The sequence below is a fragment of the Dolichospermum planctonicum genome, assembly GCF_005402965.1.
Lineage (GTDB): Bacteria > Cyanobacteriota > Cyanobacteriia > Cyanobacteriales > Nostocaceae > Dolichospermum > Dolichospermum planctonicum.
In genome coordinates, this window is the sequence record NZ_BJCF01000077.1 from 1 (window position 1) to 12,434 (window position 12,434).

A 12,434-nucleotide genomic window follows, 5' to 3' on the forward strand; every position below is an offset into this window, starting at 1 on the left:
ACGTTTTTGGTGATTTACTGTTTCTCAAATGCCTTTTTTCACTTTATATGTTTGTTTTGATGCTCTCTTTAATTTTTTCTCTACGTAATTTACCTCTGTGACAGTTTGGGGTGCGGAATGTGGGATACAACCGCATTAGAAACAGAAATAAATCAACTAGTTTATCAACTTTATAACTTAACACCAGAGGAAATTAAAATCATAGAAAATAACTAATAAATAACCAACAACTTGAGAGGATGTTTTCCAAGTCAGATCCCCGACTTTTTTAATAAATCAGGAATCTAACAAACCCAACATTAATAAACTTAAAATAGTCCTTTTCTTGATCGATTTTCCCGTTGTGTTTTTCGTAAAGGAACTACTTCAGCTTCACTACCTTCCCTAGCTACTCGAATTAATAATGCAGAAGATAGTAAACTAGCAATCATAGAATTACCACCATAACTAAACATAGGTAGGGGTAAACCTGTAGTTGGTAACGCACCTGTAGTTACACCAATATGTAATAATGATTGTCCAACCATGACAAATACCACACCAATTGCGACTAATTGGGAGATCAGATTTTTGGATTTGAGGGCGATAATTAAGCCTAAAGTCGCAAATATGGCTAACATTAGTAATAATAAAATACCGCCAACAAAACCAAATTCTTCCGAAAAAATTGCAAAGATAAAATCAGTATCTTGAATTGGTAAATAGAATAACTTTTGTTGAGAAAGTCCAAATCCAGATCCCCAAGTTTGACCCGAACCCACAGCCAATAAACTTTGTACTAACTGATAACCATCTCCGGTAGCATCAGCCCAAGGATTCATAAAAGACATAATACGTTTGCGTTGATATTCCTTGATGCTAATGCTGATTAATGCTAATAGCACACCACCTAAAGCTGTTCCTCCCAGGTATTTATATGGTATTCCTGATGCTAAAGCAATAAACCAAATTGTCATCCCACAAAGTGCAGTTGTACTTAAATTGGGTTGGGCTAAAATTCCTAAAAGCACAAGACAAAAAACACCCAACCAAGACAAACGAATTCCCCAAGTGAGTTTTTCCCACTGACCAAAAAGTGTTGCACTTTGTAAAACTAAAAATGGTTTAATTAATTCTGATGGTTGGATAGGAATTGGTCCAATAGCTATCCACCTAGCAGCATCAAAGGCTTTTTTTCCTAATCCTGGAATTAATGTCATAAAAATTAACAGCAGGAAAAATATCAAAAACCAATGGGAAACACCCAAAATTTTTCGTAATGGTAGATTGACAATGATATTGAAAATAATTAAACCAACTATAGCCCAAAGAATTTGACGTTTGAAATAATATAAACCGTCACCTTGACGATCATCCGCAACGGGATAGGAAGCAGAAAAAAGCATAATTAAGCCAATAAACATCCACATTAATGTTAACCAGCGTAATAATCGGGCTTCTAAACCCCAGCTAGAAACAGAATTATCAAAAATTGGGATTAAACGCAGTAGATTCACAAGATATTAGAGATATAGAACAGGAAAAAAGGGACTGTGGTTCGTTGACGCTCCCCGCCCTATAAAGGGACGGGGATTCTTGTATAAACTACTTTTAATCTGCTAAAGGACATTCTTAAATCAAAACTAAATTATCTCGGTGAATCACGGTATCCACCCCTGCATAACCTAAAATTTCTGGAATGTCCCGTGAATGTCGGCCGCAAATTTGCTCTAATTCCTGACTATTATAATTCACTAATCCTCTAGCAATTTCATAGCCATGACTATCGCATAATTGTACTGCGGCTTGATTGTCAAATTCTCCTTCTAGGGCTTTAATTCCCGCTGCTAATAGAGATTTTCCCCCTTTCGTAATAGCAGCGATCGCTCCTGAATCTAAGTATAATTTACCACTGGGAATTAATCCGTAAGCTATCCAACGTTTTCGGGCTGAGGTTGGTTCTGGTTGAGGTATAAAATGTGTTCCTATCAGTTCCCCTTGCATAATTTTGGCAATATTCCGGGGAAACCGCCCCTGGGTAATGACTGTGCGGATACCCGCAGCGATCGCAATTCTGGCCGCAGAAATTTTAGTCATCATCCCTCCTGTTCCCCACCCAGATCCCTGGCCACTGGTTTGAATCTGTAAATCTGTCAGTTCTTGCATACTACTAACCAAGCTAATAGGTTTAGCATCGGGTACAGAACGCGGATCAGCAGAGTATAATCTATCAACATCCGTTAATAAAAATAACCAATCTGCTTCTACTAAACTAGCTACTAACGCGGACAGGGTATCATTATCACCAAATTTTAATTCTTCTACGGCTACTGTATCATTTTCATTGACTATCGGAATTACTCCTAAATTTAGTAATTCTTGAAAAGTGTTGTTAGCATTAAGATAGCGGCTACGATGTACCAAATCTGCTCTCGTTAATAATACTTGGGCAATCGGCTGTTGTATTATACTAAATAAATCATCATATATACGTATTAATCTGCCTTGTCCGACAGCCGCTACAGCCTGTTTTAAAGCGATAGTTTTGGGACGCTCCATTAAACCTAAGCGCCCACAACCTACCCCTACAGCACCAGAAGAAACTAAAATTACTCGGTGTCCCTGTTGTCTCAAATCACAGAGAGTTTCTGCTAAAGTAGCAATAGTAGAAAGGGCTAATTGTCCTGTTTCCGGTTGGGTTAAGCTAGAAGTGCCGATTTTAACAACAATTGTTTTACTCATTAGTCAGTTATAGGAATTTATATCAGGTAACCTAACCGTTCGTGTTAAACTAAACAAATCTCCATCTGTTCAAAATGACACTTTATAAAGGCATAACCTTTATTGGTGTAACGGCGACACTCCCTATCCCATTTGCAAAAGCATTTGGGAATACTTTTCTGACAATATTAGCTGCCCCATTGCAATCTGCATTTAGGAGGATTCCTTTAGCAGATTTGAATAGACCACGCTTTACTCTCTTACCAAGATAAGAGGAGTGTTTTTCTATAGGTTCTAGGTCTAAAGCACTGCATTTTGAGGTATAAGATTCTTCAGTTACTACAACTTTGATTCCTGCTAATTGACATTTATAAGTTAGTTGGTCAATTAATCTTGCATGGGGAATCTGTGTAAATGACTGATTATTCTTTTTACCTATATTGATCTTCTGTTTCCAGTTATCATTCTTACCAATAACTAACGTACCAAGATCACAAGCCTTAAGTAGATTAACAATCGTTCTACTTGTATTGTGTAGATAATTGTCAACGTAGTTGTTTCTATAAGCAGTCATCAATTGAATCGACTTACTAGTCTTGCGTTGATCACCTAATTGAGCTTGTAACTTAGCTTTGGTTTTGTTATAGAACTGGTTTACTGATTTAAGTGGTCGTCCATTAATCAGCAAAGGTTTGAATCCTGGTTGATTTGAAGTTAACGCTACTAAATTAGTTAAACCAATGTCAATACCCGCTACATAATCACTGGTAGATAGCTCTTCTTCCTGCTTCCCATATACAATTTCAACAACATAGCAAGTGGGGCGAGGTACTAAACGCACTTCAACCACATTATCTACCTGAGTTGGAATCTTAATATCACTCATTGATAAGTGACAGATTCCCTTCTTCAATTCAGCTTTGTAAACTGACTCATGATAGTAGATAACTACATTACGTCCCTTAGCTTTATCTTTGTAACCAGGTATTCTAGGTTTTCCTAAGAACTTAGAAGGATTCTTCTTCCATTCTTTATGAGCCTCAAAATACCCAGTCCAAGTAGATACTAGTCCTTTGATAATTTGCTTACTGACTTTAGTAGGTAAAGCACGGTAGTCTACATAATCTTTAACTAAATGATAAAGGTCAGGGAGACTATATTTCTTACCAGTGTCAAAGAAGTGCTGACGACAAATGTAATTAGCTACATTGTATAAATTTTTTGAGAGGAAAGATAGTTGATCAATCTCTTTCCAATGTTGGTGAGATTGTTTAATGATATGTCTTTCAACTAAAATCATTTCTTCTTCCTTCTTTCTGCTCGGGGATTTTCTGATTATGATTTAAAATGGTGCGTTAATATATTATATGGCGAACTGCTTGCAGCAGCGCTTCGCTATCGCTATGCTATATTTAAAGTCTTTACCAATGGTGCTTTTAAATTATTTAAGATAGTTCTTCCTTATCAAGATGATAATAACATTTTTAAAATCCTTTGTCAATACCTGAAAAGCAAATTTTTCGCGGTTTTTTTGCGTTTTGTTAGCTGTTCCCTGTCCACCTGTCCCCGTGGCGTAGCACCTGTCACCTGTCACCTAATTTTGGTGTGACACTTGCGTAAGTCCTAGCAACTTTCAAAACATCCTCCCAGGTAATTTTAAATTTAATTCTTGCAAAGTAGGAGAATCTGAATTAATTGTAATTCTATACGGTTCAACAGATTTGTTATTAACTTTTAGCTCATAAGTTCCTTGTCGCAACTGTTCCAAATAGAAAATACCAGCACTATTTGTAATAGATGCAACTGATGATTTAGTATTATCAATAGCTTCAACTTTAGCACCAACAATGGGTTTTCCTTCAGCATCTTTTACAGTTCCTGCTATAGTATAAGAAGCAACAAAAGGAACTGGAATAGTTGTATAACTACCTGCAACTATTTTCACAGCATAAGCAGGTTGAACCGGTTTCCAGTCTAGAGGATATCCAGCAGGATCTAAATCAAGACGGTAAATACCCAGAGGAACTTTAAATAAAACACCTTGTTTTGTAATAGTTGCTAAACTAGGACTAAATTTTTTATTATTCAGTATTAATAGTAGTTCCATATCCTGAGTATAAATCTCTTCATTCTGATCTCTAATACCGTTATTATTCTTATCTAAAAAAGGTTGAATAAATATACCACCCTCACTGCGTAAACGTTCAAATTGAGAGTCTCCAAATCTTAAATTAGGACTGAAATTAACTGCTGAACCAATTTCCAGCCGATAAGAGGCTGTATCTGATGTCATAGAAATTCCATCATAACGCAAACGCAGAGATAAACCGGGAATAAAAAAAGTAGAAACAGAAGCTAATAAACCACCACCTTGAGAACCGATACCATAACCGATATCAAAATCCCAGAGACGACGTTGATTAATATAGGGTGATTGATATTTCCATTTTAATGTTAATAAATTATTATATTTATTGCTAGAATTGCTGGTTTCATAACTTAAAATTAAATTTTCCTTTTCAGGGAGTTTGAAAAAACTAAAAATAGAACCTTGATAATTTAATTCTAAGCCGATACCAGTGGGACTAGCTCTAGCGGCTAAATTACGCCAACGCAGGTTAGAATTCCAGTCTAATTGTCCTTTATTATCAATTTTCAGAGTTGAATAAGTAGATATTTTACCAATATTCTGATTGAGGTTTAATCCTAAATTCATAATACCATTGAGATTACTACCACTACTAGTAACACTTAAAAATTTAGCCGTATTCCAATTCAAATTAAAACTTTGAAACTGTTCATTACTGGATAAATTCAGATTTAACCGAGAAGATGGTTTAAATTCTAGATTAGCATTATATTTGAATTTATCTGGTACTTTTAAAGCAGATATAGCCAATTTGAAAGGAAAATTATTAGGTTGATAAAATACCTCACCTAATCCTAATAAACTTTGATCATGAATGATTCCTGCTCCTAATGTTAAAGAATCTATAACTCCATGACGATAAGCAATACCTCCACGAACATTATTTAAGTTGCCAAAAAAGTCATTATTTCTCGTTTCTCTGTTCATACCACCAGATACAATTAGGCTTGATGTTCCTTTAGTTAATTGTCCAGGTAAATTCAGAAATATTGGTTTTTTCTCTAGGGGTGTACTTGCTAATTGTCCATTAGCATAAAGTAAAACTCGATAATTTTCACCATTAATGGGAACGTTATCAAAACGGTAAATTCCTGAAGAATCAACTAATATTTCTCCAAAAATAAGATTATCATTTCCAGAAACTAATTGCACCAAAGTTCCCGGTTTTGCTGCTCCTTCAATAATGCGATTAATTGTAGAAGTTTGTAAGCCTTGAGAGGGAGTAAATGCGCTATTATTGAGCTTGTCGGCTTTAAATCCAAATCTTTTAATGGTTGTCAAACCCCAATAATCACCCCTAGTTTCACCTGTCCAAAAAGTAGGTTGAGAACCAATTACATAATCATGAAAATCACTGCGGTTTAAATATTGTCCTTCTTGTAGTTTCCAGGTGGTACTGTCCAATAAATTAGGTTGATTAATTCGGTAAAACCAACTTCCTTTTAATACTGTACCCACAAGATTTAAATTACCTTGATTAGTTAATTCTTTGCTATTTTCTCTACTACTAATATTAACTTTTTGCCCCATAGTTGAGAAGGTAAAATTAGGACTTTTAACAATAGGTAAACCTTCTATAATTACTTGTGATTCTTTTTGGCGATTTTTTCTGCCTTTCAAATTTAACCAAGGTGGTTCTAGTATGATAGAATAAGCTGCAATATCAAATTGAGATTTAACTTGCAATAACTCTTCAATTTGTGCGATAGATATAGCTAAACCTAATTCTGGATCTGAAGTTAATTCATTGAGTTTAATACGTTTGATTAAACCCACTCCTTTTATTTCTAATTCTCCATTCGGTAAGGTACTAACGGTCAAATTTAAGGCTGTAATTATATCTTGAAAAGGAATTAACCAATTAGGAAAATCAACAGCTTTTTCTCCGTCTTCATAACCTTTAACGGAGGCAGATTGTAAAACATTGCGTTTACCAATATTAATTCCTATTGGTAAGATAACAAATGGTGATGATTTTACTGCTGCTTGAGGGGCAATAGAAGCATCATTAACTTGAGAAATGGGAGCAGAAAAATTGTAACTTGTGTAACTTGACGCTAAATGGTAATAGGAATTAATTGATTCCTCTGCAAACATACTATATACAATTACAGACAATTACAGACAATTATAATTGTCAAGTTTTACTAGTAGGGAAAAAACCGAATAGTTTGACTACTCCACTAATTAAGGCAATAATTACCGCTACTAGAACTCCACGATTAATAAATTCTTGGTTATCTAGTCTTTTATCAATACCACTAACTTTTTCCTCTAGGGTTTTAATTTCCCCAGATAGTTCTGCTTGCCCAATTTCCAGTTTATTTAGTCTACCATCAATAGTTTCTAGTTTTTTGTTGACTTCAGCAAACTGTCGCTCCATTTTTTGATTGACTTCAGTAAACTGTCGCTCCATTTTTTGGTTGACTTCGGTAAACTGTCGCTCCATTTTTTGGTTGACTTCAGCAAATTGCTTCTCTATCTTTTGATCAAGACGAGATAATATTTCTTCCAGAGTATAAGTGAGAGTTGGTGGGTTAGTGGTCATATATTTTTATTTTGGTGATAAATAAATGTTTGATACATGATCAGGTACTTTTATAGTATTACACATCTTATTTGTAGAATGTGCTAGTTAGGACAGGAATCGGGAAGTTAAACGCAGATAAACGCAGATAAACGCAGATCAGTTTGTACCTGAGTGGACTAAGAAATGGGGTAGAATACCCTTTGATACAACATGAGATTTATTAACGGATTCTACCACAACAATGAAAATATCCTAAACTTGTAAAACAAGAGTAAAACAAGAGACAATACAACCCAATACTGGTTAAATATTCTATTATCTATTGTGGAGGTTTTTTTCCGGGATTGATATCTGCTGGAGACACAGTTAAATTGAGATTAAAGGGTAAATTTTCTGCATTTTTAGCATTCCAAGATAGTTTTCCTGAGAGTTGGTAATTACCAGGTGTCAAGGTTTTTCCTTGGGGGGGATAGGATATTTGAATATACCGTTCACCTTTGGCAATAATAGTAGTTTCTTCTACTTTACCAGAATTAACTGTTTTGCCATCTTGACTTAAATTCCACTCAGTTTTAGCGCGGGTTGTGGCTTCACCTGTATTATTAACTAATAATCTAATCTGCTTTTTCTCTCCATCGTAAAATGCCTTTTCTACTCCCACTTTGGGAACAAAATCACCATTAATCACATATATTGTTGCTGCTATATTGACAGCAACAGAAACCTGATTTGCTTGAGTAGAACTATTATCCTGAAGTTCTTCCACAGAGAACATAGCTCTATATTCTCCCTGGGGTAAACTAGGAAGTAACCTAGCATTAAAACGAATTGAACGTTGTTGTCCTGGTGCAATGACTAATTCACGGGGAGAAAAGGTTAAATAGGGTGTTAAGTCATTGGGACTAGATTGTAAAACTTGCAGTCCTTCCTGATTATAAGTGAAGGGTGACAAGGAAACTCTAGCTCGATAGGGTTTATTAGAATTATTAGAAATGTTAATCACTCCCCTAGCTTGTCCTGATTCTGCTTTGCGTTGAATTGTTAAAGGAGAAACAGATAATTGACCGTAGGCTACCATAGGGGTAAAACCGAGGGTAAACCAACAGAGTAAGGGCAGAATTTTCGCAATTTTTCTTTTCATATTTTCCATGATTGAAACTGAGTTTTATAGACAATTAGGGTCTTCAAATTTTACCAGTGGGAAACAAACCAAATAGTTTGACTACTCCACTAATTAAGGCTATAATCACTGCTACTAGAACTCCACGATTAATAAATTCTTGGTTATCTAGTCTTTTATCAATACCAATAACTTTTTCCTCTAGGGTTTTAATTTCCCCAGTTAGTTTCTCGTCTAAGGTTTTAATTTCCCCTGATAGTTTCTTATCTAAGGTTTTAATTTCCCCTGATAGTTCTGCCTGGCCAATTTCCAGTTTATTTAGTCTACTATCAATAGTTTCTAGTTTTTGGTTTACTTCAGCAAACTTTTGATTTACTTCAGTAAACTTTTGGTTTACTTCAACAAACTTTTGATTGACTTCGGCAAATTGTCGATCCATTTTTTGGTTAACTTCGGTAAATTGCCGATCTATTTTTTGATTGACTTCGGTAAATTGCTTCTCGATCTTTTGATCCAGACGAGACAAGATTTCTTCCAGGGTATAAGTGAGAGTTGGTGGGTTGGTTGTCATATATTTTAGTGATAGTTATTTTAGAAACTATAAAAGCAGCGTCTGCCATTTTACTATTTTACCCTACCCTCACCCTTTCACAAAGGTAGGTTTTCTACATTGTCGTCAGGGTAAGACTTGGAAGACAGGGAGGGAAAGTAGACAAGGAAGTTATGCCTCTTATGAAAAAATACCCTTTTAAGAGCTATTAAAAGCAATTGATTGAGAAAAAGGAGGTGGGAATGGGAATAAGCCATAATGTTTTCAAATTCGAGTTCTTTGTGCATGATTTGTGAAGTGTAAATGTGGATTAATCGAGAGTTAGAAATTCTCTAGGAGTTAAATAAATTTTCGTCTTCATTTTTTAAAGAAGTTTTCTTTATTTCTTGAATGAGTTTTTGTTGTTCTTTTTTGGGAAGTTGTAAAACAAGATTAAGGATTTGCTCAAAGGTTAAGGGGAGTTGATAAGTTTGTTGTGTCATGATTGTTTCTGGGGTGAGGGTATAGCAGGCTTACATCTATTTTACCTGTGACGGCATTGGTAATGAGGGAGGTGCGATATTCTTTTAATAGTTCTATGGCTTTTTTGATTTTAGCTTTTTGTTGGTTAATTTTGGTTGTTTTATAGTTGAGAAATGGGGACTTTTTACCCCACCCTAACTGTGAAAGCTACGGGACTATTTTACCAACAAAATACCCGACTTCTTGAAGAAGTCAGGTATCTGAGGCAATTTTACCGCTACCTAGCTTAAACAGTCACAAAGCTACTAGTAGATAAAGTACCCTTATATCCCGTGATGTCCACAATGGCATCACTGGTAGCACTAAAACCAGCAGTGCTATCATTAATAGCTACATAGCTCTTTGAGCCTATGGTAAATAATGCAGCCGCATTAGCACCAAAGTTAGTAGTAGTTAATACGTTACCAATGGCAGTGGCATTGAGTCCGGTAACTCCACTCACAGTATTAAACACAGACCGGGCAGTGCTAACTACAAAACGGTCAGTCTCTGTACTATTGTTAAAATCCTTGATGGTATCAATTCCAGCTAACAAGGAATGGGTTAAGTTAGTATAAACAAACCTATCATTACCTAACCCTCCCGTTAAGGTATCTGTACCTAAACCACCAGTTAAGGTATCATTCCCCCCAGAGGCTCTGATAATATCATTACCAGCACCACCGTCGAGAACGTTATCTTTGGTATTATCTGTAATGGTATTATTCAAGCCATTACCTGTACCATTAATACTGCCGGCTATTTCTTGTAAAGCCAGGTCTTCTACGTTGTCGGTGAGTGTGTAACTGATACTGGTGAAAACCTTATCTGTACCTTCATTGGCAAGTTCTATCACAATGTCACCAGCATTATCTACCCAGTACGAATCATTACCAGTTCCCCCGGTCATGGTATCAGCACCAAGACCACCCATCAAAGTATCATTACCAGCATTACCAACAAGGCTATCAGCACCCGCGCGGCCATCGAGAAGATTATTACCACTGTTACCAAAAAGGGCATTATTGAGGCTGTTTCCAGTGCCGTTAATGTTCCCGCTTCCTGTTAAAGTTAGGTCTATTTGGCTGGAGTTTAATATGTAGCTGAGGGCAGATTGAAAATCATCATTAACGTTGGTGACGGTAATGGCTACGGCTTTGGTGGTGTTTAATATACCATCACTAGCGATAACGTTGATGTCATAAACGTTATTTGCACCGCTATCACTAGGTAATTCAAAGTTAGGAGCGGTTTTGAAGGTGACAATGCCGTTGTTGATGTCAAAAAGGTTAGCATCATTACCGGATAAACTATAGGTGAGGGTTGTACTTGCATCCAGGTTAGTAGTGACGGTATAAACTGTTGCTGTACTGTTTTCGGCGAAGGTGGCGGTAGTAGTGCTGGTTATAACTGGAGCTAAGTCCCAATCAATGATATCATGAACTCCGGTCGCCGTACCTTGAGCAGAACTAAAGCCAAAAAAAGCATTAGAGCTATTCAGTATAGTAGGTAAGTCAAGAGTGTAAGTTAATACGCTTGTGCTTGGTCGTTGATTGGTTTCAGATAAACGAACTTCCAAAAGATTACTTAAGCCATTATAATCAATCCAGACATTCCAAATATTGCCATTATTCATGCGAGTGGCAACAGCTGTTTGAGCTACAGAGTTAAGACTCCCATTTAAGTCAAGTCCGACATGATTGCCGTTAATATCACCGAGTCTTGTCGATTGATAAGTGGAAAATTCTACTGCGATACTGTTTGTAATTCCGCCATAGCCAAGATCATCACCAGTGCCTCCGATAGAAGTTTTATTTGTTTGTATTACAAAAGCTAATCCATTACCTCCCGGTCCGTCTGAATCTGAAATGCCTGCAGAATTACTAATTTGAAACCTAAAATAGGTGCTAAAAGATGTGTCATTTGACAAAGTAATTGCACTGTTTAGCAAAGCATTGCCAGCCTGCATAGTAGCGTCAGTTAAGCGCAAGATAGGTGAAGCACCAGTTCCAATTTTGGCAGACCCATTGAAGGTAAAATTTGATTGGTTGATAGTTGGCATAATTTTGTGCTTGTGTGTTTGTTATCAGAGGTTGTCTTTTGATTGTGGTGTGAGAATTTGTGATCCTGGTTGTTTATGGTCAAATTACTCAGGTGAGAGACCAACTTTGACTCTAATTCTGTAAATCCCTACGGGCAGTGTATTGTCGCCATTACCTTGTAAAGACAACTTGACTCCATAGTTGTTAGCGGTGATAGGACCTGGTTGTAATGCTCCGGGTGTATTTAAATTAGTAGTGCCAGCACTGGGGGAAATATTACCAGTAGCGACCTCAGTATTGCTGGAGTCTTCTACTTTGGCGGTGATGACATCAATATTACTGAATTCTTTGGTTGTAAAGTCACTGCCATTATTTTCAATACCAGTAACGGCAAATTTTACGCCAGTATTGCAGGTAACGTTGATGTTACCCACGGTGTCAGTTTCTAATCTGAGGGGGTTGAGGGTGCCGTCAATGATGTTTGTTAAGGTTCCGGCTGTGATGCTGTTGACGGCGCAAGTTGCGGGAATAACACCGAAAAAATCAACATCAGCAGTTTGGGCTTGGGCTTGGGAATTGAGGGCTATACTGCTTAAAGCGGTGATAACAGTGAAGAAGGTAAGACGACCTAGATTCATTTTTTTTATGACTAAGGGTAGATGAGGTAATTTGATCTGTACATTAATAAGACGTTTGAGATACCCAATTTGTGATTTATCCCACATTCCGCACCCTGAACTGTCACAGATCAAAAAAGCAGAGATAGTAGTACATAATAACTAACGATCAATTAAAGAGAAATAAGCTTAATGAGAATACATATCATTAAAAGGGGGGTGGTG

Annotated in this window: 10 protein-coding genes; all 10 read right to left on the reverse strand. The window is 36.5% G+C overall.

Going from position 1 to position 12,434, the window contains the following annotated elements; translation table 11 throughout:
• Positions 1 to 308 precede the first annotated feature (308 nt).
• Positions 309 to 1,496 (reverse strand): FtsW/RodA/SpoVE family cell cycle protein, encoded by a 1,188-nt coding sequence (locus FFO06_RS19870; protein WP_137909575.1) that lies wholly within the window; start codon positions 1,494 to 1,496, stop codon positions 309 to 311.
• A gap of 115 nt (positions 1,497 to 1,611) precedes the next feature.
• The gene (proB, locus tag FFO06_RS19875; RefSeq protein WP_137909576.1) at positions 1,612 to 2,721 is read right to left on the reverse strand and encodes a glutamate 5-kinase; all 1,110 of its coding nucleotides are present in this window, start codon (positions 2,719 to 2,721) and stop codon (positions 1,612 to 1,614) included.
• 82 nt (positions 2,722 to 2,803) lie between these two features.
• Positions 2,804 to 4,000 carry an RNA-guided endonuclease InsQ/TnpB family protein gene (locus FFO06_RS19880; RefSeq protein ID WP_137909577.1) on the reverse strand — a complete coding sequence of 399 codons (1,197 nt, stop codon included), beginning with the start codon at positions 3,998 to 4,000 and terminating at the stop codon, positions 2,804 to 2,806.
• A gap of 333 nt (positions 4,001 to 4,333) precedes the next feature.
• Entirely contained in the window at positions 4,334 to 6,946 is a 2,613-nt protein-coding gene (locus FFO06_RS19885) for a carboxypeptidase-like regulatory domain-containing protein (RefSeq protein WP_137909578.1), read from the reverse strand.
• Between the two features lie 40 nt (positions 6,947 to 6,986).
• Positions 6,987 to 7,397, reverse strand: a complete 411-nt coding sequence (locus FFO06_RS19890) for a DUF4164 domain-containing protein (RefSeq protein ID WP_137909579.1) — start codon at positions 7,395 to 7,397, stop codon at positions 6,987 to 6,989.
• A 301-nt stretch (positions 7,398 to 7,698) separates the two neighbouring features.
• Positions 7,699 to 8,520, reverse strand: a complete 822-nt coding sequence (locus tag FFO06_RS19895) for a P pilus assembly protein, chaperone PapD (RefSeq protein WP_137909580.1) — start codon at positions 8,518 to 8,520, stop codon at positions 7,699 to 7,701.
• Between the two features lie 43 nt (positions 8,521 to 8,563).
• Positions 8,564 to 9,070, reverse strand: a complete 507-nt coding sequence (locus FFO06_RS19900; protein WP_137909581.1) for a DUF4164 domain-containing protein — start codon at positions 9,068 to 9,070, stop codon at positions 8,564 to 8,566.
• A 311-nt stretch (positions 9,071 to 9,381) separates the two neighbouring features.
• Positions 9,382 to 9,531 (reverse strand): hypothetical protein, encoded by a 150-nt coding sequence (locus tag FFO06_RS21680; RefSeq protein ID WP_190397035.1) that lies wholly within the window; start codon positions 9,529 to 9,531, stop codon positions 9,382 to 9,384.
• Between the two features lie 266 nt (positions 9,532 to 9,797).
• On the reverse strand, positions 9,798 to 11,612 hold the full coding sequence (locus FFO06_RS19910) for a bluetail domain-containing putative surface protein (RefSeq protein WP_137909582.1): 1,815 nt from the start codon (positions 11,610 to 11,612) through the stop codon (positions 9,798 to 9,800).
• Between the two features lie 84 nt (positions 11,613 to 11,696).
• The gene (locus tag FFO06_RS19915; RefSeq protein WP_137909583.1) at positions 11,697 to 12,230 is read right to left on the reverse strand and encodes a hypothetical protein; all 534 of its coding nucleotides are present in this window, start codon (positions 12,228 to 12,230) and stop codon (positions 11,697 to 11,699) included.
• Positions 12,231 to 12,434 lie beyond the last annotated feature (204 nt).

Excerpts from the sequence above, each read along its gene's own strand:
- proB (WP_137909576.1), bottom strand. The coding sequence starts at position 2,721 with ATGAGTAAAACAATTGTTGTTAAAATCGGCACTTCTAGCTTAACCCAA.
- FFO06_RS19880 (WP_137909577.1), bottom strand. The coding sequence starts at position 4,000 with ATGATTTTAGTTGAAAGACATATCATTAAACAATCTCACCAACATTGG.
- FFO06_RS19885 (WP_137909578.1), bottom strand. The coding sequence starts at position 6,946 with ATGTTTGCAGAGGAATCAATTAATTCCTATTACCATTTAGCGTCAAGT.
- FFO06_RS19890 (WP_137909579.1), bottom strand. The coding sequence starts at position 7,397 with ATGACCACTAACCCACCAACTCTCACTTATACTCTGGAAGAAATATTA.
- FFO06_RS19895 (WP_137909580.1), bottom strand. The coding sequence starts at position 8,520 with ATGAAAAGAAAAATTGCGAAAATTCTGCCCTTACTCTGTTGGTTTACC.
- FFO06_RS19900 (WP_137909581.1), bottom strand. The coding sequence starts at position 9,070 with ATGACAACCAACCCACCAACTCTCACTTATACCCTGGAAGAAATCTTG.
- FFO06_RS21680 (WP_190397035.1), bottom strand. The coding sequence starts at position 9,531 with ATGACACAACAAACTTATCAACTCCCCTTAACCTTTGAGCAAATCCTT.
- FFO06_RS19910 (WP_137909582.1), bottom strand. The coding sequence starts at position 11,612 with ATGCCAACTATCAACCAATCAAATTTTACCTTCAATGGGTCTGCCAAA.
- FFO06_RS19915 (WP_137909583.1), bottom strand. The coding sequence starts at position 12,230 with ATGAATCTAGGTCGTCTTACCTTCTTCACTGTTATCACCGCTTTAAGC.